Below are 23,837 nucleotides of genomic sequence, written 5' to 3'. Positions count from 1 at the left end.
TGCGACTTGCGACTTGCGACTTGCGACTTGCGACTTGCGACTTGCGACTTGCGACTTGCGACTTGCGACTTGCGACTAACGGAAATACGCCTTCGTATTCTCATGCACCGCCTCGCTCGCCAGCAGATCAACCACCGGCCACCAGGCCATTTCCTCATGCTGTGAATCGAAGGACAGCTCCACCTCTGCTTCAAGCTGCAGGCGATGGGCCAGCGCCAGATAGTGCGTGCTCACCCCCGGCTCGCCCGCAAAATTATCCTCATACAAATGCTCCCAGAAATTTACCCGCTGCCAACCCAGCACCGGCACCGCAGGGCCCATCTCAGCCAACACCACCCGCGCCAGCGCATCGGCCAGGCATTCGTCCTTGCGGATCCGCCCGCCCGGCGTAAACCAGAAACCTTGCGCCGGCTGATTCAAGCGCCGCCCCAGCAGCACGGCACCATCCGGGCGCGTCAGGATCAGATCCACGGCCGCCAAGGGCATCGCCCGCACCAAATCCAGAAATTCATCATTCGGCAAAAACATCTCGGAAACTCCAGTCTTCGTTACTCAAGCCCACCAGAAACGCCCCAAGACCCGCACCCAGCCCAGGCGCGGAGCTTGCAACTTACAACTCGCAACGCTCCGTAGGTCGAACTTCAGTCCAACGCCGACCTGGAGAAGTCGGAATGAAGTCCGACCTACGGCCCGACACAGGCTACGGCATTCCCGCAAAGAACCTGCGCGACCTGATCGGGGCTGCCATCAATCCAGCTTATACGCCAATCATAATTACTGTTGCATCAGCGTGACTTACAACACAAGAGCATCACCGGCTCTCCGCTAAAATCGGCCATCTGGTGAAAATGTCAGCAGACTTCAGACTTGCAAGGAATACATCATATGCAGCAACCCCTCTTTTCCCAATTCGTCCGCAAGGCGCTAGGCGCAGCCGCTCTCTCGTTCGCCGCCCTGTCGGCCCACGCTGCAGACCCGCTGGCCCTGAGCGGCTCGCTCAATTCGCTCATCGCCTCCGGCGTGAATGAAGGCAACACCTCGGCGCTCAGCTTCACCAATGGCGCGTATTCCGGCAGCGACCTGTTCCTGAGCCTCACCTTCCAGCTTGGCAGCAGCTTCACGCCCAACACCACCAGTGCAACCGGCCGCACCTATGAAGATTTCGTAGGCGTCTGGCTGGACTCCACCAACACAGGCAACCACACCACCGTCCCGAACTTCGGCTTCAAGGGCGCCGACGGTGCCGGTAACGACGCACTGATCCGCACAAGCACCACCGCGAGCGATACCGTACGCTTCACCAACAGCGCACTGACTGCAGGCCAGACCTTCACCATCCTGGTGCACCTGGCAAAGACCGGCGTATCCACCACCTACAACAAGATCGAAGGCTGGTTCAACCCGACTTCGGCCGATACTGCAGGCACCGCCGACATCACCCTCACCAAGAACACGGGCCTCAGCTCCATCAGCTACCTCGGCGTGCGCAGCAACCTTGACACGGCCGACACCGTCGCCCTCAGCAGCTTCAAGGTCGGCAGCTCTTTCGCCGCCGTATCGCCCGTGCCGGAAGCATCCGGCCTCGCCATGCTGCTGGCCGGCCTGGGCATGATGGGCTTCATCGCCCGCCGCCGCACCCGCATCTGAACGCACGCAGCTTCATCACGAAACGCCCGGCCCCGGCCGGGCGTTTGCGTTTCTGCCCCATGCGGAGAGCGCTTGAAACATGCCCTTGAAGAAAAGCTGGCGCGCCGCGCCGGAATAGGGCTGTTTTGACTTGCGCCTGCCAGCCACTGGATTCCGGATCAAGTCCGGAATGACGAAACCGGCGCAAGGTTTATGATTTGCGACTTGCGATATCCCCCTCGCCCGCTTGCGGGAGAGGGTGGCGCGCAGCGCCGGGAGAGGGCGCTTTTCGTAGCAACGGCCTCTGGCCGCGAAACCCTCGCGGCCAGAGGCCGCTCCTACAAAACCGCGCAGCGCCTGAAGCCCCCCCCCCAGCGGGCACCTTCAGCCACCCACCCCCAAGACCCAAGCCACACGCACTTTCCGGGCACACAGCCCGCAGACGCCCGCCCCATGCGGCTTTCGTGCCTCCCCCTTTGCAAAAGGGGGCGGAGGCGGGGTTTCGCAAGACACGTCTTGCGCCGCTGGAGCGGATCGGGTGTGCAAACCCGATCCTTCCTGAGGGGGAGCCCTCTGCCAAACCTGAACAAAACCCGAATCCTCCCTCACCCTCCTTTTGCAAAGGAGGGAATGTTCAGGCTCACGGCTCGCGACTTGCGATCTTCCCCTCGCCCGCTTACGGGGAGAGGGTGGCGCGCAGCGCCGGGAGAGGGCGGTTTTGACTTGCGGATCTTCGCCGTCATTCCGGACTGGATCCACTGCTGTCCGTAATAAATCTGCAGGTCGGCCGCAAGGGTAGTTAGAGCAATGGGTTGCGCGATATCCACGCCCACACGACTCGATTCGGGCACGTGCGGCTCGCGCGCGACAAAACAGCCTCCCCCTTTGCAAAAGGGGGATTGAGGGGGATTGGGTTTGTTGCCGCCAGTGAGGCTTCACGCGGGCTCCAGCCAATTCAAACCCAATCCTCCCTCGCCCTCCTTTTGCAAAGGAGGGAATGTTCGGGCCGCATTCTTGAGGTCGGGAATTTATTACGGACAACAGTGGGTCAGGCCCGGAATGACGATGCTGGGCGCGACTTGCGACTTTTACTCAGTCCTCAGTCCTCGTTACTCAGTCCTGCGCGAAGCGCCTACCTCCGCCCGATCCCGTAATACTCCAGGCCCGCAGCGCGCGGCAAATCGGTCGCGTACATATTGCGGCCGTCGATGATCACCGGGCTCTTCAATACAGCCTTGATGGCATCGAAATCGGGGCTGCGGAATTCCTTCCACTCGGTCACGATAACCAGCGCATCTGCGCCATCCAGCGCCTGCATCGGGCGCTCGGCGTAGCTCAGGCGGGGTTCATCGCCAAAAATCCGGCGCGTCTCGTCCATCGCCACCGGATCGTAGGCTGTCAGGGTGGCGCCGCGTTTGAACAACTCATCAATGATCACGCGGCTGGGGGCCTCGCGCATGTCGTCGGTGTTGGGCTTGAAGGCCAGGCCCCAGATCGCGAAGTGCTTGCCGGACAGATCAGCGCCGAAACGGGCGACGACCTTGTCGACTAGCACCATCTTCTGCGCGTCATTGGCGTCTTCAACGGCCTGCAGCACCTTCAGATGCTGGCCAGCGTCGGCGGCAGTCTTGATCAAGGCTTTGACGTCTTTGGGGAAACAGGAACCACCGTAGCCGCAGCCGGCGTACAGGAAGTGCCAGCCAATACGCGGATCAGAGCCAATGCCCTGACGCACCTGTTCGATGTCAGCGCCCATCTTCTCGGCAAGGATGGCCAATTCGTTCATGAAGCTGATACGCGTGGCGAGCATGGCGTTCGCCGCGTATTTGGTCAGCTCCGCGCTACGCACGTCCATGATCACGAGCTTTTCGTGATTACGCTGGAAGGGGGCGTAGAGCGCGCGCATGAGGTTGATGGCTTGATCATCCTCGGCGCCGACGACGATACGATCCGGGCGCAGGAAGTCTTCAACGGCAGCACCTTCCTTGAGGAACTCGGGATTGGAAACGACACTGTAAGGTACTTCTACACCGCGCTTGGCCAGCTCGTCAGCAATCGCGGCACGCACCTTGTCGGCGGTGCCGACCGGCACGGTGCTCTTGTCGATGACGACCTTGTAGTCAGTCATGGTGCGGCCGATGTTGCGGGCAGCCGCCAGCACATACTTCAAGTCAGCCGAGCCGTCTTCATCCGGCGGTGTGCCGACGGCAATGAACTGGATCGTGCCGTGACGCACAGCGTCTTCGATGTTGGTCGTAAAGCGCAAACGGCCAGCGGCCACATTGCGTGCCACGACCTGATCGAGCCCCGGCTCGTGAATCGGAATGCCGCCATCTTTGAGGATGCGGATCTTCTCGGCATCCAGATCCAGGCACAGCACATCATTACCTACTTCAGCCAGGCACGCGCCTGACACCAGACCTACATAACCAGTGCCGACTACGGTGATTTTCATTTCTCAAGACCTATCCAGATTGCAATCTACAAGCAACTCAAGTTTGAAACGTAGGTGCTGACTTCAGTCGCACTCCACGCGTCAATGGCCGGATGAATCCGGCCCTACATGGCACGGCTTCACGGCCAGAGGCCGCGCCCACAAAAACCGCGCAGCGCAAACCTCACTCAGTCCTCAGTCCTCGTTACTCAGTCCTGCGCGAAGCGCCTTTACTCAATCCTCAGAACTCAGCACTCCGCCGTAGGCGGCAGTCCCCAGCACTCAATCCTGCGCGAAGCGCCTGAAAACCCGCACCCAGCGGACCTCTTCGGCCAACCACCCCCAATACCAAATCCACAAGAGCCTCACCGAGCACACACCCCGAAGAAGCCCACCCCATGCGGCTCTTGCGCCTCCCCCTTTGCAAAATGGGGCGGAGGCGGGGTTTCGCAAGACACGTCTTGCGCCGCTGGAGCGGATCGGGTGTGCAAACCCGATCCTTCCTGAGGGGGAGCCCTCTGCCAAACCTGAACAAAACCCGAATCCTCCCTCGCCCTCCTTTTGCAAAGGAGGGAATGTTCAGGCTCTGACTTACGACTTGCGTTCCGGCTTCCGGATCCAGTCCGGAATGACGTAGTCCGGAATGACGATGCGACTTTTACTCAGTCCTCAGCACTCAGAACTCCGCACTCCGCCGTAGGCGGCAGTCCTCAGTCCTCGTTACTCAGTACTGCGCGAAGCGCCCAATTGCCGCACAGCCCCAATCACAAACAGCGTATTCGTCACCAGATAGCGCTTCCACAGCCGCCCCGGTTCGCTGCACAGCCGGTGCAGCCACTCCAGACCGTTACGCTGCATCCACAACGGCGCGCGCTGGATCGTGCCGGCGTGGTAATCGAAGGCCGCGCCCACGCCGATCATCACCGCGTGAATGCGTCCGCGATGCGCCGCCATCCAGGCCTCCTGCTTCGGGCAACCCAGGCTCACCCACACCGTACCCGCGCCAGATGAATTTATTGCGTGTACGGCAGCCTCGTCCTCCTCCACCGTCAGCGCCCGGTAAGGCGGCGAATACGCCCCCGCAATCTTCAGCCCCGGAAACCTCTCGCCCAGCACGGCCTGCAGACGGCTCAGCGTTTCCGGCATGCCACCATACAGATAGATGGCCTCACCACGCAGCGCAGCCTGCTCGCAATACTTCCACATCAGATCCGGCCCGTTGATCCGCGCCTGCCCCGCATGCCCCAGTTTGCGCATCATCCAGGCCACCGGCGCGCCATCCGGCGTCACCATGTCCGCCTCGGCCAGCACCGTGCCGAATGCCGCGTCCTGCGACGCCGTCACCACCGAATGCGCATTCGTGATGCACACCACACGGCTTTCGCGGGCAGCAGCCCATGCGGTAATCCGCGCTAGCGCCAGCTCCCAGCTCAGCACATCGATAGGCGCCTTCAAGACTTGCTGGCGCACACGTGTTGTCAGTTGCTCAAACTCAGGCATGCATCGTTTCCATTCTTTTGGCCGCAATCGCTTCGCGATAAATCGCCATCAATTGCTCGTAATTTTTCTCTGCGGTGTAGTGCGCCTCATAGCGCACCCGCGCCGCCCGCCCCATCTCGCCCATCCGCTCCGGGTTTGCCATCGCCCAGCGCATTTTTCCGGCCAGATCCTCCGCGTTGCCAGGCTCAAACAGCAAGCCCGTCACGCCATCTTCAATCAGCTCGGCCAATGCGCCAATCCGGCTGGCGATCACCGGCAAACCACAACCGAAAGCCTCGACCAGCGTACGCGGAAAGTTCTCATACCAAATGCTCGGCAGCACCAATGCGGCGGCCTGGCTCATTTCAGTTCGCACCTGCTCGCCGGACAAACCGCCAAGGCACATCACGCCCGGCAAATCCGTCAGCAGATCAGCCTCCGGGCCGCTCCCAGCCACTCGCACAGCCACAGGATTCAGGCGACACGCCTCGGCCAGCGTCGCCACGCCCTTCTCTGCCGACAAACGCCCCACAAACAGAAAGCCGCTGCGCTCGCGCGACTCCGGTGCCTCGAAATCGACAAAATTCGGCTTGATAAGAATCCGCTCTGCCGGCAAGCCTCCCTCGATGAACTTGCTGCGGCAAAACTCATTCAACGCGATATAGCGTGTCACCTTGTGCTGCCAAGTTCCCAGCGCACGATGCGCCGTCAGCATCCCGGCCAGCGCAGCACTCTGCACTTTCGAACCGCGATAGCAGCCGCGCACGGCACCGCGCCAAGGCACATGCCCCAGGCAATCCTCGCAAACCTTGCCATCGCGCAGATACATGGCCTGCGGGCAATGCAGACGGAAATTGTGCAGCGTCTGCAGCACCGGCACGCCCGCCTTGTCCGCAGCCCAATACAAGGACGGCGAGATCAACGGAAAGGTGTTGTGCACATGAATCACATCGGGCCGAAAATCGGCCACCGCAGCCGCCAGATCCCGGCGGGTACGAGAAGACCAGAACATCTGCTGCAAAGCCGTCAGCCTGGGCAAGGCCTGCAAATCGTCGTTATGGCGAAAAAGCGTCTGCACCTCATGCCCGCGTGATCGCAGCAAGGCCAGCTCCGCCTCCACCACCGTATCCTCGCCGCCCTTCTGCTGATAGGCGTTGTGCACGAGCAGAATGCGCGGCAAAAACACTTCCTTCCTCATGACGGCCTTGCCACAGAAAAAAGGAAACTGCTCAGGCGCTCAGCCGCCACGTCACTCTCGAAATCGCGCAAAAACCGCTCTCGCGCCAGCCTGCCGGCCTTCGCCAGGCGCCCTTCCTCATCAAACCACTCGATCAGGATTTCAGCCGCGCGCTGTGCCTCATCCAGGGGGATAAGCCGCCCTTCGACACCATCATCAAACACCTCACCGATGCCACCCACTGCTGGCGCAAAAACCGGCACGCCTCTGGACAAAGCCTCAACCAGCGTCAGGGGCAAATTCTCGATGCGTGCGGTATGCAGACACGCCCTGTGCTGCACAAACAATGCAGCCGCATTCCGCACGAAACCAAGAAAGCGAACCTGAGCGGCGACCCCAAGATCCTCAGCCCGACGCTCCAGCATGGCGCGGTCAGGCCCATCCCCGGCAATGGTCAAGGTCAGAGTTCGACCCATGCGCTGCGCCGCTGCCAGCACATCGAGTCCGAACACCTGATTTTTGCGCGGCTCCAGGCTGCCGACCAGAACCAGATCCGCCTCGGGTGTTGCGCTCACATCAGGCAGGCCAGGATCAGCAACAAAATTGGGCACAACCGTAAAGGGCACCCGCCCCAACGCAGGAATCCGGCCAAGCAGTTCTCTGCGCATGAAATCCGATACAAAAACAAGGCCGTCCAGATTTGGCAAGGCCTGCGCCTCAAAGGTCCGAATCGAATTCGCATAAGCGCCATCGTGCGCAATCATGCCCTTGCCGGCCCACTCATCGGCCTGCGAAACATTGAAGTGCACCACCAGCACCACCTTCTGCGCAGCATTCCGTCGCGCCCGCAGCGCCGCCGCTGCGGACAAAGGGCACTGCGCGTAAACCACACGCGCCACCCCATCAGCCAGTTTCGCCCGCAAAGCCCATTCCAGAAACAAAGCGTGCCAATAGCGATACCACCACACACTTGCCACACCGCTCACGCAATCGATCAGCCGCCGCATCCCGAACACCGGATACAAAAGCCAGGCAGGCACCGCGTAAGGTGTGATTAAACTCGCCGGCAAATCACGGCCTTGCAGCCAGACCAGAAAGGTCCGGAAGTGGGTCTGCACGCCCGTATCGCCCTCGGGGCGCATGATCGTCGCCACCACTACGTCAACCACTTCAGCACCCCTTGCGCATAACTCTCAACCATGGATTCAATCGAATAGCACTCAGCAGACGCCAATGCACCTTCACGCAACAACTGCAAACGGACGGGAGACTGCAACAAGCCCAGCAATTCATCGACCAGTGCCGATACTTCAGCCCGCACCATGACCCCATTCACGCCGTGCTCAAGGTATTCAATCTCCGGGCTATGCACCGGCAGATCCGTAGTCACCAATGGCAGGCCCGCACTGAACGCATCCAGAATCCCCAGCCCGACCAAACCCGGGTTCAACCAGATACTTGCCAATGACAGAAGCACGGCCTTATCCCGACCAAACTTCGGGCCTGCATAGCGCACCCAGGGCCGCGTCTCGGCATACGCCTGCATGGCAGGCGCCAGTGGCCCACCCCCGATCACAATGAATTTCACACCGGGCAGGCGGGCCTGCACCGCATCCATTGCCGGCAACATCAGATCCAGGCGCTTGTTCTCGTACAGGCTGCCGCAATACACCACGCAAGGTCCGGCAGCCTCCAGCCCCAGCGCCCGCCATGCCTCGGAACGCTCAGATTCAGAAACGGACGCCACCTGTTCACGCAACTCCCGCGTATCCACCGCATTGCCAATTGTCGTAATCCGTGTCGGATCAAAGCCCTGCTCCGCCACATAGGCGGCAGCACCTGCCGTATACGCAAACCACCAGTCGGCCCAATGCAAGGACCGCTGCTTGAAACGCTCCCCCCAGGCGGCGGAATCAGCCTGACGATCCCGGCCATGCCCCCAATAGGCCAGGCGTTTGATACCCAAGCCTTGTGCCGCCATCAACGCGTAATTCAGAAGGTGCTTGTTCGCATGCTCGACAATCACTGCATCCGCCTTCAACACAGGCTTTAGCGCCGGCATCCACAGCAGCTTGCCGCCCAGCATCCGCGATGGCAGTCGCCGCCCGAGCGGGGCAGGCAGGTCCACGTGGTCACCCCGCTTCGCCTCTTCAGCCCAGGGCTCTCCGTACGCCACCTCCAGCCCAACCCCTTCTTTGTGCAGGCGACTGGCCAGCCCGACAAAGAACGGCACCCGGTAGGCTTTCATGACTGGCTGAATTATCAGTAATTGACGCATTTTAACTTCAGTAAATGAATCTAAATTTATTTTTAAAGACCATCACAAATGATGAAAAAACATAGCAACAAACCACCACACAAAAAAACAAATACCAGCCAAATCCTAGGTATGGCTTTAAAAGAAACACAAACAAAGGGTGCGAAAAATAGAACACTGAAGAAAACAATGAAAAACCACGCCATGAAAAAGACACATATACATTCCTAACCCCATAAAATACGGACGGAGCCAGAACAAACCCTGACATGAAAATATCGAAATCCGAAACAACTCCGAAAAAACGCACCAAGCTCGACTCAAAAATCAGCAGCCCTACGCCAATCACGAGCGCTTTCCGACTGCTAAAAAATGACTCACCCCACCCGGAATAACCGAGCCACATCATCGGAAAAGCAAAAAACAAAAAATTTCGATAAAGCCAAACGCTGACATGTCCTTCACCAAACATGGAGAAATACTGAACAAAAACACCAACCAAAAACAATATCACACACAAAAAATTCACAGCCACCCGCTTAAATCCAGAGCAAAAACACACCAACCAGCCCGCAACAACATACGCAACGACATACCACAAGTGGTAATACCCTATGAATAACATTTTTGCTATATGAAAAAACTCTAGCCTCTTCCCAAAATCAGTATAAAAAGGGAAAAAGACGAAACTCCAAAACAGATAAAGCAACACCAATCGCTTAGACCACAGAAATAAATTAGTCGAACTCTTCATGAAATAGCCGCCAAGCACAAAAAAGCCTGGCACAGCAATCCTAAAAAAACCATTCCATGTTAAAAAATCAAGCCAATCAAGACTATAAAATGGCCTTGTATGAATACCGACAACCATTAAGGCCATCATCATTTTCAAAACATCAAGAGAGACATTTCGATTTTTCATGTAAATTTCAAATCCAAAAGTCTCACAAAACAACAATCATCTTGACGCACAATCGATCACTCGAGCGGGGTTTCCCACCGCCACAGCTCCTGTTGGTACGTCGCAAAAAACAACTGCTCCAGCGCCAATCACAGCGCCGTCTCCAATTCTGACTCCACCAAATATGACCGCATTGGGATAAATAACCACCCCATCTCCAATACAAGGAATCCCTGCTCCACGCCCATGCCTCTTGCTCCCAATCGTTACACACTGATGAATGTGAACATCCCGCCCAATCTCAACGGCCGAATTCACAACAATGCAGTAAGGATGTCCCATGTTCAAAGGATGCTTGAGTATTGGCAGTTCAACATGAAAGACCAGTCCGACAAGGCGCCGAAAAATTGCCGGAGTGCCGGGCGAAAACGCCCAATTGATCAATCGATTTGGCCAACAGCGCTTTTCTACCGAAACTGTGCTGATCATCTATGTCACCTCAGTGCCCAGCGAGATGCAGATATTGCTGATGCCAAGCCTGCACGAACGCATTGCGACCATAGTTTTGTGCGGTACTAGCCGCCGCACGCCCAATTGCCTCGCGCAATTGCGGCTGGGCCACGATCTCTGCAATCGCAGCAGCCACGCTGACCGGCGTGCGCTCGATCACCCAGGCGTTCTCGCCATGACGCGCATATTCTTCGAAACCATATAGCGGTGTCGCCACGGTCGGCACGCCCGCAGCAAGCGCCTGCAGCAACACCAGCGAGAAGATCTCGTAAGTGGAGGGAAAGACAAAGGCATCGGACGCCCACATATAGGGGCATACATCTTTCTGGAATCCGACGAAATGGCATTGCGCAGCCACCCCGGCGGCCTCCGCCCGCGCAGCGAACCCGGCAATCTCGGGCTTAGTCCCCCCGACAACCAGCACATGCACGGATGGATTCGCGAGCAGCGCCAGTGCGTCGATGATCAGCCCCAGCCCCTTGCGTTCGAAATCGCCCAATGCCGCAAAAGACAGAACTGTTGCCCCGGCTGGCAGCCCCTGGCTGGCACGAAAAGCCGCCGCATCAAAATCTGCAGGCCGAGCAAAACGCTCCAGATCAACCGGGTTTGCTATCTGCTCGACCTTGCCCGCCACAAAGGGATAAGTCGCCTCAAGTTCGCGCGCCAAGCCCCTCGATGGCGTGATGATCTTGCGCGCCTTGAGAAAGGCGCGCCGCTCCGCCCAGGCGTTATAGCGGTAGCTGCACCAACGCATCAGGCGATGCAGCCCGGTGGTCTTCTGCAGTTTCCACTGCCCAGCCAGATAGGCTCGATGGCAGAAATGCGGATAGCACACATCGGCCCCGATGAACTGTCCCTGGGTGGCCTGGATGGCCATTGGCGGACAACCCCGGTCCCGGATATGGCGGCGCAGCGCCCAAGGGCCCAGCACCTGAAAAACAATGTATTTCAGGAAACCCGGCTTTTTAGGAAGAGGAATATGCACCCAGCGCACGCGATCCGGCCGCTCATTATCGAAAGCGCCGGAAAAAACCGTAATGTCGTAACTATCCGCCAGGCCCATCACCTCGGCGTGTACGCAGCTGCCCGCGGGAGAGTTCCGGGTAACGTTGAGGTCGAAAACCGCCAGCCAGGGGCGTGCCACAGAATCAGACAGAGCCATGCAATCAGGCCTCCTCAGGATTTGTCGGGTGATAAGCCCGACACAAGGACCGGGCCGTGAGCGCCCAGTCGAAACGCCGGGCACGCTCGGCAAGCAAGCGGCGCTCGCTCTCGTCCAGTGGCACGAATTGTTCAATCGCAGAGGCCAGCGCCGTGACGTCTTCGGGCGGAACAATAGCCCCAGCGTGCGCAGCCACATACTCGCGGAAAGAGCCGACATCCGAAGCGATCACCGGCAGGCCGGTGGCCATCGCCATGAACAGCACACCACTCTGATCGATATGGCGATACGGCAGGGCCAGCGCATCGGCGGCAAAGAAAAAAGCGGGCACCTCATCGTCGGCAACATAGCCCTCTTCCCAATGAATCCGCGGCGAATGCGGACATCCGGCTATCAATTCATCCATTTGCCGGCGAAGGTCGGCATGCCGGCAACGCCCGGCAATATGCAGGTGCCACCCCGCCTCGGCAGGCAGCCGGCCGAAGGCCTCAATCAGAAGATCCGGCCCCTTGTAAAGCCCAAGATTGCCAAAAAAGAGCAACAGGCGATCTGTCGGGCCAAGACCGAGGCGCGCCCTGATTCGATCCCGAGCCACGGCATCGAAGTCGGGAAAGCGTGCAATGCCGTGTTCGAGTACGCGCACCCGCTTGCCATCCAGCGCAAAAAGTTCGGCCAGGCGCTGGCGCGTTCGCTCGGTATGCACGACCAGTTCATGCGGCAAGGCATACAAGCAGCGGTGAACGGCATGATTGAAACGGGTGTGCTTCTCGTGGGGCATGACATTGTGGACAGTCAACCACACGCGGCGCGCCACCACTCGCGTCACCAGCATTTCGGCCAGAAACAGCAAAGGCCTATTGGTCGTAAATTGCCCGATCAGATGCACCGCTGCGTGCGGTGTCGTCAGCAACAAATACTGGTAGGAAAAAAAGTATCGGACCAGGTTCCAGACCTTCTGAAATCGACTGCGCTGCGGGTCATGACAGCCCCGCAGGTTCAAGGCTCGAATCGAAGGGTCCAGGCGCTCATACAGGGTTGAATCCGAGCCCACGAGCACGACATTCAGGCCGTTCCGGGCCAAGCCGTTTGCGATACCCGCCTCGTATTCGGCCTGAAATCCGTGCGAGAGCAAAATGACCGTATCGGCGGCAACAGACTGTCGGCTCATGGCTGCGGCAAACTCCGCGCAGCGTCCGCGGACTCCAGCACCACAGGCATTATGCCAATCGCCACCCGGGTGGCGCGCACTTCAAGCACCTTGCCATCCAGGGCACTGACCTGCACTGGCACCGGGCTGGTCCACTGCTCTACCTCGTCACGCCCGCTCCAGACGACCATGAAGTCTCGCCCTGCGGCCGAAGTCAGGCGACAACGACTCGGGCCTGTCTTGTCGATCTGGCATTCATGCAAACGAGCGCCTTCCAGCAAAGGAACAAGTTGTGTATAGGCGATCCCGACAGGATTCGGGGTGGCAAAATCTGCGTAGGTCATTGCCATCCGCCCGTCATCCCATGCATACCAGTGAAACCGTTCGACACCCAAAGCCCGCACGATCAGCATCGCTCGCACCAGGTAGGCGGCAACCCGCTCAGGTTCGTGTGCGGTGTGCGACGTACTCCCGAAATTCGGCTCACGTGAGCGCACTTCGTAGCCACTTTCGGTGTTCCACAAGGGCAGGTTCGCAAACCCGGCCTTGCGAACCTGATCCTGCAAGGCCTGCACATGCGGAATCATCAGCTCGGGCCGATGCTCACCCGTGTAGAGGTGAAAATTGAATGCGTCGAAATGAACGCCTTTACTGGCCTGCAGAAATCTGACAACGAAATCCTTGCGTGGGTCGAGCAGGCCTGCGCCGGAAGGTGCAATGATTTTGGCCTGTGGGTCTGCACGCCGGATCTCCTCCGAAAATACGCGCGCAAGCTTTGCCAGATCAGCTTCATCACCATCGAAGAAATTGGGGATATTCGCTTCATTCCAAAGCTCGTAGGCGGCGATGCGCCCCTTGTAGCGATTCGCCACAGTTCGCACGAATCGGCGCCAAAGCTCGATATCCGCAGGCGGACTGGCCTTACCCGGACCATAAGCGGATGCCTGCTTCGGCTTGCTGCTGGCCCATTGGGGGGTCAGCGCCAGTGGCAACACGACTTCAAGTTTGAATCGCTCTGCCATCAGGATGTAGCGATCGAGACGCGCAAAATCAAACTGCCCGGGCGTGCGCTCGATATCAGCCCAGCTGATACCTGAATCCCACAAACGCCAGGAACCGAATTTGACCGCAGGCCAACGAATGGCCTCTGCACGATGCATATGCAGACCGAAATACTGCCGGCTAAAAAGGGCTGCCCCGCCATCTGCTTCAAGCGGTGGGCGTAGTACCGTGGTCTGCCCCCACGTAACCAGCGGCCATGCCGCGAAAAGCGCCAGACATGCGGCGATCACAGTCAGCGTCGTTTTACCGGCTTTCATTGCATGCTCCCAATTCCCTTGCGATAAATCCCCGGACTGCGGAGCAAAGCCCCTGCTATCTCGGAAACGTCCAGCCAGTGACCGCGCCGTGCATGCTGCGCACACTGCATCAACAGATAGGCGCAGGCGTACAAATACGTCTGTGGAAAATGACGGGCGATGAAAAACAGGCGATTGCGGTAGAGGTAGCGCAGCGAGGTACGTGATGCAGTCTTGCGACTGGAGCCACCAACCTTGTGAAAGACGTGGCTATCGGGAGCGTAACCCAGTCGATAGTGCCCCTTGGCACGCACAGCCCAGTCAATCTCCTCAAAATAGAGAAAATAGTCTTCACACATCAGGCCGACAGTGTCGATAAAAGCCCGTGTAACCAGCATCGAAGCGCCAACAACATAATCCATCTCGGCCTCGACCTGATCAATGCCCGGCAAAGACGTTCCAAGCCGCAGCCCTGCCCCGATATGACGTGCAACGCCCGTCCGTGAATTGAAGCTTGCGCCACCCAAAGCTTGAATTTCCTGCGGCCGCCAGTAATAGATCAGGCTTGAGCCCAGCATGCCAAGACGGGTATCCGACTCGGCGCGATTGACAAGTTTATCCAGCGCATCCGGCTGTACGACCGTATCGGTATTGAGCAGCCAGAAGTACTCTGTACCGGCCTGTTTTGCGCGGGTTATTCCAAGATTATTGCCGCCCGCAAATCCACGATTTGCGGAAGACTGAACAATCAAGATTCTGGGCAGGGACAGCAAGATGGCATCTTCGTCACCCACAATTGCCCATTCAAGATCGGCAGGGGCACAAACCGGAATGCTGACGCCAACGACGGGCTGCTGGATCGGCGTCTGGATCTCACCACGGCACCAAGCCGCTATTTTATCGGCGGAGCCGTCAGAGGATGCGTTATCCACCACGATGACTGGCACTGGCGGCTCCAGCATCAGCAAGGAGCCCAAGCATTCAAGCGTATCTCGCCAGCCGTTCCAGTTGACGAGAATGATGGCGGCACTGGCCTTCATGCCGCCCCTCCAACCGGTGCGGTGGCGTGCTCACGAAGATAGAACAGGACCAATACCGACATGGTGCAGAACACCACAATCCCTTGCGCGGTGATCCATTCCGGCTGTGTGTAACTGGTAATGGCCGGCACCACAAAAGTTCCGGCGGCGGCGCAAAAAACGGGGCGATCTGCGGACTTGATTCGCTTGCGCAGGCGCACAAGCATTGCCCCGAAAACGAACACCATCAGCACTTGAAACAGCACAGCGTGCACGCCCATTTTCACCATGTAGCCCACATAGGCGTTGTGAATATAGCGGGTCTCGTTTTCAAAGCCCCCGGCCAATGTCCCACGGTCCTTGTAGTGCCCTCCAAGACCAACTCCAGTCAGAGGTTTGCGCGCCAGCACAGCGAAAGCCTGCCTGTTTTCAAGTGCTCGCCAGCCATAGGAGCCGCCTTGCTCAATTTCAGTCTTAACCCCAAGAGCCCGATCAACGATAGCCAACGCAGTGCGTGGCTTCACCACGCTCAATCCGGCCAGAGCAACAACAACGATCAGGCTGCCGGCAAATATCGCGGAAAAGAATCCCCGCGCTCCGCGATTCAACCAGCTTGCAAAGAGAAGCCCTACTACGGCAGCAAGCCAAACGCCACGCCCAAATGACACTGCAATCCCAGCGGCCGCAATGGCAGCTACCGCAAGATTGCCCAAGCTTTGTCGCGGAACAAAATCCATCCAGCGCATTACCGCCCAGATCAAACCAAAAACCATCAAATAAATACCCCCGCCAGCAATGGAACGGGTGACGTCGCTGTTGCGTACGTCCAGCATTTCAAGCCGACTTGAGAGAATACTCACTCCAGTAAATGACTGGATGACGGCATACATTGCAACAATCAGACCGACACTGATGGCAAGTACGACCAGCCAATGGTGTTCACGCCGCGTACGGATAAGCAAACACAGAATTGGCAAGCTCAGCCAGCAAACAAAACCACGCAGTTCGGTCAGCAAATTCGGGTTCGGTGCATAAAACTTCACGTACAACACCGACATCGACAAACAAAAAACGAGATACAACAGCGGCACGCGAAATTGCCCCAAGGGCTTCCAGAATGGTTCGCTCCGCCACAAGGCGTCGAACCAGAGATGCACGAACAACAGGATCAAGAGTAATTCGTAGACGCGAAAGCTCCCCAAGCCTGGGATAAAACGTGCAGGTATCGCTTCAAATACCAATGAAAAAAATAGAAACATGCTCGCCAAAGGCCAGCGAAGCGTCACGATCAGAACAATAGGCCCCAGCCCAACGCCAATCATTAGCCACCACGGCATAACGCCAGCGGCCATACCAAAAAACACGCTCAGGCCGATTACAAGCAGCCCGCCCACGGCAATGGTAAAGAGTGCCGACCAGCCACGGCTTTGACCTGCCCGAAACCGACGATTAACAAAATCATTGATTGATTCGATTATTTCCCGCATGCGAACTTCCTCAAGATCTTACGCAACAGAATATTATGAATGAATTCGCGCTCAGCAGAACTCAATATGAAATTCCACATGCAGAAAACGAATATCAAGATCGAAACGCTTCCAAGCACAAAAAGATGAAGCGTCGGGAGGTGAATGAACAGGGATGCAACGAGCACAGCCGCCGCCACCCCAATGCTGATCATGTGGCGAAACGGCACGCTATCCGGAGATATTCTGCGCAGCACAATCCAGTGGAGTGCGACCAAATCCAGAGTGGTGCGGGTGGCCCACGCCGCAGCGGTGCCGAGAACGCCCCACTCCGAAGTGCAGACATAGATCAATACCAGGTACACAGGCATTTCAACGAGATGCAGCGCGGCCATCCATTTTGGATCACCACGGCTATGGATCAGCATGGCAGGCACTTGGGCCATGCAATTGAAAAACAAGCCAATCGCCAGAATCTGCATCGCCGGCGCTGCGTGCGTTGCAAACTCGGCCCCCATCCAGATGTTGAATATTGGTTTGGCAAAAAGGCTGGCAATAAACAGAATCGGCCAGACAAGCAATAACATTGCTTTGATCGCGTAGCGATAATTTTCCTGCACCTCGTCTGCCTGCTGAAGCCCGGCAAAAACAGGGAACAATGCACCCGTCAGGCTGTAAGCGACAATAAGGACTTTTGAAATCGTATCAAACGCCGTCGCATACATGCCGATCATGCCGACGCTGACAAGGCCTGCAATCAACAAGCGATCCAGGCTACCCATCAGGGGGCTGATGATGTTGGATACGGTCATCCACCCGCCCAGAGTCAGCATTGGTTTAAGGCGGGCAATTGAAGGCAGCTCAAAATGAAGCGCCGCTGCATCACATTTCTGGCATGCCCAGCGATGGGCAAAATTGGCTATCAATCGGGTAATGAGTACAGAGGCCACGATGGATACAAGACTTGGGCTAAATGCGGTGGCAATCAATGGCGCGGCATAGGTGAAGATGCCCATAACGGCGCGTACCAGATTAAGCACCGCGAATTTGCGATGAGCCTCCAGGTAACCCCGATAGCCTGACGTCAACATGACCAACGGCACAGACGCCGATAACAATTGAAGTGCGTGAAGCGCTTCCTGATGCATTTCTGCAGGGACAGATAGGGCTCCCAGTATCTGCTTCGACAAAAGCAGCATGCCTAAACCAAGCACCAGGCCCATTCCAAAAAGGAAACTCAGTGCCGCCCGAGCGTTGCGCTCGGCACCTTCAATATCATTGGCCCCCAGCCGCTCAGCGACAACGCGTGTCATTGCGCGGCCAACACCAAAATCAAAAATCCCGACGTAACCGACCAGCACCCACACAAGCGTAAGAAAGCCGTAACGATCCATACCCAAGCGCTGAACCAGCAATGGGATTGCAATAATTGCAACAAGGATCGGGAGCACTTGCCCCAGGATATTCCAGAGGGTGTGTTTGCCGATTGCACTAGCGCTCATTCAGTCTTCCCACTCTGCTGTGCAGCGAATTCCCTTGGGCACTCACTTCAAGTAAGCCTCAAACGCCTGGCGCACACCCTGCTCCAGTTCGACCTTGGCTTGCCAGCCCAGCTTATTGAGGCGGGAACTATCCATCAGCTTGCGCGGGCTGCCATCTGGTTTGGTGGGGTCAAACTCGATCTTGCCGGTGTAACCGACCACCTTGGCGACCTTTTCGGCCATTTCGCGGATGGTGACGTCGGTGCCGTAGCCCACATTGATGTGGCTGAGCATGGGGCTGGTGTGCTGGTCGTAAATGGTCTTGTCGAGATTCATGACGTGGATGCTGGCGGCGGCCATATCGTCGACGTACAGAAATTCGCGGTAGGGGGTGCCGGTGCCCCAGAGCAGTACGCTGTCGCGCGGGCTGAGCATGGCGCCTTCAAAACTTAGCGCGTCGCCCACCTGGCCCATGTCGAGGGAGGGGACGGAGAAACCGATCATTTCGCGAATGTCGGCGGGGATTTCGCCGTATTTCTTTTCGTTGGCGATGATGCCGGCGATGTCGCCATCCATCGCCATTTTGGCGAGGTGGAATTTGCGGATCATGGCGGGCAGGACGTGGCTATTGGCGAGGTGGTAGTTGTCGCCGGGGCCGTAGAGGTTGGTGGGCATTACGCTGCGGTAGTCGGTGCCGTATTGGCGATTGAAGCTTTCACAGAGTTTGATGCCGGCAATTTTTGCGATGGCGTAGGGCTCGTTGGTGGGCTCAAGCTGGCCCGTGAGCAAGGCTTCTTCGCTCATGGGTTGCGCGGCGTGCTTGGGGTAGATACAGCTGGAGCCGAGGAACAGGAGCTTGTTGATACCGGCGCGCCAGGCTTCGTAAACGATGCTGGTTTCGATCATCAGGTTGGAATAGATGAACTCAGCGGGGTAGGCGTTGTTGGCATAGATGCCGCCAACCTTGGCTGCGGCGAGGTAGATCTGGTCGATCTGCTCGAACTGGAGCAGATGGCGCACGGCAGACTGGTCGGTGAGATCGAGTTGTTTGTGCGTTTTGGTGATGATGTTTTCGCGCGGGGTGCCGGAGGCGAGCAGCTGGCGAACGATGGCGGAGCCGACCATGCCGTTGTGGCCGGCTACGTAGATTTTGGCGTCTTTTTTCATTTGCTTTGCTTTCGTTTGGTTTTTGCGGCTGAAGCCGCTTGTACAGATTGTTGCTTTTACCCCCCCCAGCCCCCCTTGTCAGGGGGGAGCTCGGGTGGCCCGATTTGTTGAATTCTGTTTGCGTTGTGCTGCTAAAAGCGCCCTCTGCCCTCTGCCCTCTGCCCTCTGCCGCCCGCGGCGGAGGACTGAGTGCTGAGTACTGAGGACTGAGTAAAACCGCCCTCTCCCGGCGCTACGCGCCACCCTCTCCCCAAATGGGCGAGGGGTAAAGCTTCGCTGCGGCGCGGGGGTTTTCGTAGGTCGGACTTCAGTCCGACACGCCCCGTTGCCACACTGGCATCGGGCTGAAGCCCGACCTACAAATTCAAACCCGCCCTCTCCCGGCGAGGGGTAAAGCTCGCGGCCGGAGGCCGCTCCTACAAAACCACGCCCGTCCTTAGCCCGTCATTCCGGACTCGATCCGGAATCCAGCGCCTTTCGCCACCCATCTTCTGGATTCCCGCCTTCGCGGGAATGACGGTGTTGGGTGGCTTGTTACTGCTGCGGCCGTGAGGCCGGTCTTGCAGTTTTACGCCCTCACGCTTCGCTACAACAGGCTTGGCTGGCAACTCATGCACCAAACCAAACCAATCCACCCTCGCCCTCCTTTTGCAAAGGAGGGGATGTTCGGGCGCCTTCGCCACGTCATTCCGGAATAGCAGCTCTCGAAGAGCCACATCCAATAATGCTCTACAGGCATGCTATCCGCAGATGATTGCCTGTATTGATTCTATAGCCATACATGCTTAAGAGTGTTTATACATGCGGATCTTCAGGCATAGGCTGTTATTACTGCGGCTGTGAGGCCGGTCTTACAAATTCAAACCCTCTGCTCCGCCGTCATTCCCGACTTGATCGGGAATCCAGCGCCTTTCGCCACCCGTCTTCTGGATTCCCGCCTTCGCGGGAATGACGGTGTTGGGTGGCTTGTTACTGCTGCGGCCGCGAGGCCGGTGTTGCGATTTTCAACGCTCGGTACTGACAGATACGTCGAAACCGTGTTTCTTGAGAAGCGCATGGCGGCGGGCGGATTCGAGGTCGGCTGCGACCATTTCTTCGCACATTTCCTGCACGGTGATTTCCGGGGTCCAGCCAAGGACGGCTTTGGCTTTACTAGGATCACCCAGAAGTGTTTCAACTTCGGCGGGGCGGAAATAGCGCGGATCGATGCGGACGACAACATCACCGACGTTCAGGGCCGGGGCGTTATCGCCTTCGATGGCGTCGACAATCCCGATTTCATCTACGCCGCAGCCTTCAAAGCGCAGCTTGATGCCCAGGTGCTCGGCGGACCATGTGATGAACTGGCGCACGCTGTATTGGACGCCGGTGGCGATGACGAAGTCGTCGGCTTTGTCTTGCTGCAGCATCATCCATTGCATGCGCACGTAGTCTTTGGCGTGGCCCCAGTCGCGGAGCGAATCGATGTTGCCCATGAACAGGCATTTTTCGAGGCCTTGGGCGATGTTGGCGAGGCCGCGGGTGATTTTGCGGGTAACAAAGGTTTCGCCACGGCGCGGGGATTCGTGATTGAAGAGGATGCCATTGCAGGCGTACATGCCGTAGGCCTCGCGATAATTCACGGTGATCCAGTAGGCGTACATCTTGGCGACGGCGTAGGGGCTGCGCGGGTGGAAGGGGGTGGTTTCCTTCTGGGGGATTTCCTGTACCAGGCCATACAGCTCGGAGGTGGAGGCTTGGTAGAAACGGGTCTTCTTTTCGAGGCCGAGGAAGCGAATGGCTTCGAGCAGGCGCAAGGTGCCCATGCCGTCTACGTCGGCGGTGTATTCGGGAGCTTCGAAGCTGACGGCGACGTGCGACTGAGCGCCGAGGTTGTAGACCTCGTCCGGCTGCACTTGGCTGAGGATGCGGGTGAGGCAAGATGAATCCGACAGGTCACCGTAATGCAGTTTGAAGCGGGCGTTTTCGATGTGCGGATCTTCGTAGATGTGATCGACGCGCTGGGTGTTGAGCGAGGAGGCGCGGCGTTTGATGCCGTGCACTTCGTAGCCCTTTTCAAGCAGGAATTCGGCGAGGTAGGAGCCGTCCTGGCCGGTGACGCCGGTGATGAGTGCGACTTTTTTGGTCATGGCTATGTGGGCTTGATAGATCAATGGATGCCGGCAAAGCGCGGGCGGGTTTCTGGGGCGATATGCGCCACGATGGCGCTTAAAAATGCGTCTTGCAGGGCAAAGCCGGCGGCGGAATCCCGATTGATGGATGAGACGCGAAACAGCAGCCCATCCGGGATGTCACCGGCCAGGCTGTAGCGCATTTCGAGCAGCTTCTTGTCGGTGCCGCCGAGCGTGGCGTGTTCGCCAATCATGGTCCAGTAGGTGACGGGCTCGAAGCGCTGGCCGGCATAGGTTTCAAGGCGGCGTATGGGTATAAGGCCTTGCGGCAGACTTAGCACACCTTTGTTTCTTGATTTCAACTGAAAGCCCTGGGCGGGGTAGCAGATCTCGGGGTAGTGCAGTTGCATGCCGTCGCGCTGGTCTTCGCCATAGGCGATGGAGAGCATGACGTATTCGCCGGTGCGGCGGTTGATGTAGGTGCGTGAAAGGGTCTGGCTGTAGATCTTGTTAAGCGCTTCTGCTTGCTGGGGATTGACGACGCCGCCGTAGCTGCGGGTATCCATGACCCAGTCGCCAAACTCTTTGGGGATGCTGGTTTCGAGATCGAGCTTGCCCCATTGGTCGACAAGCTTGTGCGTGGGCACAAGCGCCCAGGCCGTGAGGGCGGCGGCGAGCATGAGGACGAAGGCGGCGATGGATTGGCGGATCAAGACTCCGGGACTGGGGACTGGGGACTGGGGACTGGAGTGCTTCGCGCCGAGTTGCTGTGCGTTCATGCCTGAGTCTCCTGAGTCGAGGCTTTGCCACCGCTGATCAGACGCAGCAGGGTGTCGGTGCCGATGATGAGGAGCAACGCGCTGATGAAGAGGACCATGCCGGCGAAGCTGTGTACGAAGCCCTGCCCTGCTTCGTCGCCAAAATAGTAGGTGACGAGGGTGAGGGTGATGACGCGGATGACATTGGCGAAGAAGCTGATGGGGATGATCAAAATGGCAAGCGTGACGTTGCGGAACAGGGAGCTGTGACGCACCAGATTGAGGTAGAGCAAGCCCATGGATTCAAGGGTGAAGAGGGTCTGCAGGCCGGCACAGGCGTCGGCGACGAGGAGCTGGTATTGGCCGATCTGGAGGATGACGCCAGTGCGGGCGATGGGGTAGCCGGCGTGGTAGAGCGCCCATTCGGTGACCCAGGAGACTGCGATTTTCATGGGCTGGGTGAGGGCGTCAACGATGGCGCCGGGCAGCGGGATCATGAAGAGCATGAAGAAGAGGCCGAACCACATGAGCTTGAGCTGAGCGGGGCCGCGCAGAAGGAGGACACAGCCGATGAGCATGCCGATGAGGGAGCCGACTTCGAAAATCAGGATGTCTTGCGAGCGGCCAAGGGCGTAGAGCAAGGCGCTGATGATGAGGATGGGCCAGGCGACGGCCGCCTTCGGCGTAGTGCTGAGTGCTGAGTGCTGAGTGCTGAGTGAAGTCGCCTGCGGCTCAGTGCTGAGTTCTGAGTTCTGAGTGCTGAGAGGGGCGGCGTTGGGGCGGAGGATCTGGGGCCATTGCTTCCAGAGGAGCCAGATGGAGACGGCGAGGACGATGGGACCGTGGGCCTGGGCTTCGGAGGCCCAGATGCCGTTGAGCAGGCCGTAGAAGGTGGGGATGTAGAGCGCACACAGGCCGGCCAACAGGATGAGCCAGGGGGTGTGTTCGGCGGTGAGGCGGAACCGGGGGCGAAGCGGGGGGCTGTCTTCGGCGATGGGGGTCATGGCGTTTTCAGTTCGGTGAGCGCTTCGCGCGGTGCTGAGTTCTGCCGCCTGCGGCGGAGTGCTGAGTGCTGAGTGCTGAGTGCTGAGTGCTGAGTTTATTCGGCGGAATTCGCTACGCTCGTCCGCCCTGCGTTTTTTTCGCCCTGTCATTCCGGAATGACGCCGCCCGGAATGACGGTATTGGGTGGTCTGTTACTGCTGCGGCCGTGAGGCCGGTCTTGCCCGCCTTCATCCGGCGCAATGCGCTTCGCTTCGATTGCACCCTACGTACTGCGTTCCCTTCGCCGTCATTCCCGACTTGATCGGGAATCCAGTGCCTTTTGCCTTTTGCCGTCATTCCGGGCTTGACCCGGAATCCAGCGCCTTTCGCCACCCGTCTTCTGGATTCCGGATCAAATCCGGAATGACAACCCTTGAAGAGCCTTATCCAGTCTTACTCGCCGAGGATGCCATCCGAAGAGGGCTGCCTGTATTGACTCTATGGCGAGGCATACTGAAGAGTGTTTATACATACGGATCTTCAGGCATTACTTGTTACTGCTGCGGCCGCGAGGCCGGTCTTGACTGCCTTCATCCGGCGCAATGCGCTTCGCTTCGATTGCGCCCTACGTACTGCGTTCCCTTCGCCGTCATTCCCGACTTGATCGGGAATCCAGCGCCTTTCGTCACCCGTCTTCTGGATTCCGGATCAAGTCCGGAATGACGGTATTGGGTAGTCTGTTACTGCTGCGGCCGCGAGGCCGGTCTTGCCAATTCAAACCCTCTGCTGCGGCCGCAAGGCCGGTCTTGCCCGCCTTCATCCGGCGCAATGCGCTTCGCTTCGATTGCGCCCTACGTACT

19 protein-coding genes are annotated in these 23,837 nt (G+C 58.2%); 1 reads left to right on the top strand and 18 read right to left on the bottom strand.

The genetic code is table 11. From position 1 onward, the window contains the following. Positions 1-75 precede the first annotated feature (75 nt). Positions 76-528, bottom strand: coding sequence for a GDP-mannose mannosyl hydrolase (locus tag ABXR19_RS19200; RefSeq protein ID WP_354602775.1), 453 nt, complete (start codon positions 526-528; stop codon positions 76-78). 357 nt (positions 529-885) lie between these two features. On the opposite strand from ABXR19_RS19200, the gene ABXR19_RS19195 reads away from it, so the two are divergent. Continuing rightward, positions 886-1,647, top strand: a complete 762-nt coding sequence (locus ABXR19_RS19195; RefSeq protein WP_354602774.1) for a PEP-CTERM sorting domain-containing protein — start codon at positions 886-888, stop codon at positions 1,645-1,647. A 1,111-nt stretch (positions 1,648-2,758) separates the two neighbouring features. Here the strand turns inward: ABXR19_RS19195 and ABXR19_RS19190 are convergent. From ABXR19_RS19190 to xrtB, 17 genes are all read right to left on the bottom strand, one after another. Beyond that, positions 2,759-4,081 (bottom strand): UDP-glucose dehydrogenase family protein, encoded by a 1,323-nt coding sequence (locus ABXR19_RS19190; protein WP_354602773.1) that lies wholly within the window; start codon positions 4,079-4,081, stop codon positions 2,759-2,761. Positions 4,082-4,780: 699 nt separating this feature from the next. Further along, positions 4,781-5,560, bottom strand: a complete 780-nt coding sequence (locus tag ABXR19_RS19185) for a WecB/TagA/CpsF family glycosyltransferase (protein ID WP_354602772.1) — start codon at positions 5,558-5,560, stop codon at positions 4,781-4,783. Further along, positions 5,553-6,719, bottom strand: coding sequence for a glycosyltransferase family 4 protein (locus ABXR19_RS19180; RefSeq protein WP_354602771.1), 1,167 nt, complete (start codon positions 6,717-6,719; stop codon positions 5,553-5,555). Before ABXR19_RS19180 ends, ABXR19_RS19185 begins: the two co-directional genes overlap by 8 nt. Positions 6,720-6,733: 14 nt before the next feature. Further along, entirely contained in the window at positions 6,734-7,885 is a 1,152-nt protein-coding gene (locus tag ABXR19_RS19175; protein WP_354602770.1) for a glycosyltransferase family 4 protein, read from the bottom strand. Next, complete coding sequence (locus ABXR19_RS19170) at positions 7,873-8,964, bottom strand: glycosyltransferase family 4 protein (protein WP_354602769.1); 1,092 nt, start codon at positions 8,962-8,964, stop codon at positions 7,873-7,875. The genes ABXR19_RS19175 and ABXR19_RS19170 overlap by 13 nt, the downstream gene beginning before the upstream one ends. Before the next feature lie 37 nt (positions 8,965-9,001). Continuing rightward, a complete protein-coding gene (locus ABXR19_RS19165) occupies positions 9,002-9,895 on the bottom strand; it encodes an acyltransferase family protein (protein WP_354602768.1) in 894 nt (297 codons plus the stop codon). A 36-nt stretch (positions 9,896-9,931) separates the two neighbouring features. Continuing rightward, positions 9,932-10,216, bottom strand: a complete 285-nt coding sequence (locus ABXR19_RS19160; protein WP_354602776.1) for a serine O-acetyltransferase — start codon at positions 10,214-10,216, stop codon at positions 9,932-9,934. A gap of 157 nt (positions 10,217-10,373) precedes the next feature. Next, positions 10,374-11,546: a glycosyltransferase family 4 protein gene (locus ABXR19_RS19155; RefSeq protein ID WP_354602767.1), complete on the bottom strand. Its 1,173-nt coding sequence runs from the start codon at positions 11,544-11,546 to the stop codon at positions 10,374-10,376. A gap of 4 nt (positions 11,547-11,550) precedes the next feature. After that, positions 11,551-12,714, bottom strand: a complete 1,164-nt coding sequence (locus ABXR19_RS19150; protein WP_354602766.1) for a glycosyltransferase family 4 protein — start codon at positions 12,712-12,714, stop codon at positions 11,551-11,553. After that, entirely contained in the window at positions 12,711-14,012 is a 1,302-nt protein-coding gene (locus ABXR19_RS19145; RefSeq protein WP_354602765.1) for a GH39 family glycosyl hydrolase, read from the bottom strand. Before ABXR19_RS19145 ends, ABXR19_RS19150 begins: the two co-directional genes overlap by 4 nt. Further along, on the bottom strand, positions 14,009-15,031 hold the full coding sequence (locus ABXR19_RS19140; RefSeq protein WP_354602764.1) for a glycosyltransferase family 2 protein: 1,023 nt from the start codon (positions 15,029-15,031) through the stop codon (positions 14,009-14,011). The genes ABXR19_RS19145 and ABXR19_RS19140 overlap by 4 nt, the downstream gene beginning before the upstream one ends. Continuing rightward, positions 15,028-16,497 (bottom strand): O-antigen ligase family protein, encoded by a 1,470-nt coding sequence (locus ABXR19_RS19135; protein ID WP_354602763.1) that lies wholly within the window; start codon positions 16,495-16,497, stop codon positions 15,028-15,030. Before ABXR19_RS19135 ends, ABXR19_RS19140 begins: the two co-directional genes overlap by 4 nt. Beyond that, the gene (locus ABXR19_RS19130; RefSeq protein WP_354602762.1) at positions 16,485-17,978 is read right to left on the bottom strand and encodes an oligosaccharide flippase family protein; all 1,494 of its coding nucleotides are present in this window, start codon (positions 17,976-17,978) and stop codon (positions 16,485-16,487) included. The genes ABXR19_RS19135 and ABXR19_RS19130 overlap by 13 nt, the downstream gene beginning before the upstream one ends. Positions 17,979-18,020: 42 nt before the next feature. Next, positions 18,021-19,124 carry a GDP-L-fucose synthase family protein gene (locus tag ABXR19_RS19125; protein WP_354602761.1) on the bottom strand — a complete coding sequence of 368 codons (1,104 nt, stop codon included), beginning with the start codon at positions 19,122-19,124 and terminating at the stop codon, positions 18,021-18,023. 1,004 nt (positions 19,125-20,128) lie between these two features. Beyond that, complete coding sequence (gmd, locus tag ABXR19_RS19120; protein ID WP_354602760.1) at positions 20,129-21,253, bottom strand: GDP-mannose 4,6-dehydratase; 1,125 nt, start codon at positions 21,251-21,253, stop codon at positions 20,129-20,131. Positions 21,254-21,273: 20 nt separating this feature from the next. Continuing rightward, positions 21,274-22,014 carry an exosortase-associated protein EpsI, B-type gene (gene epsI, locus ABXR19_RS19115; protein WP_354602759.1) on the bottom strand — a complete coding sequence of 247 codons (741 nt, stop codon included), beginning with the start codon at positions 22,012-22,014 and terminating at the stop codon, positions 21,274-21,276. Continuing rightward, positions 22,011-22,997, bottom strand: a complete 987-nt coding sequence (gene xrtB / locus ABXR19_RS19110) for an exosortase B (RefSeq protein WP_354602758.1) — start codon at positions 22,995-22,997, stop codon at positions 22,011-22,013. Before xrtB ends, epsI begins: the two co-directional genes overlap by 4 nt. Between the last annotated feature and the right edge of the window lie 840 nt (positions 22,998-23,837).

Origin of the sequence: Uliginosibacterium flavum (assembly GCF_040566545.1) — a bacterium.
In the GTDB taxonomy this organism is placed as follows: domain Bacteria; phylum Pseudomonadota; class Gammaproteobacteria; order Burkholderiales; family Rhodocyclaceae; genus Uliginosibacterium; species Uliginosibacterium flavum.
This window is presented reverse-complemented; position numbering and strand designations above follow the sequence as displayed.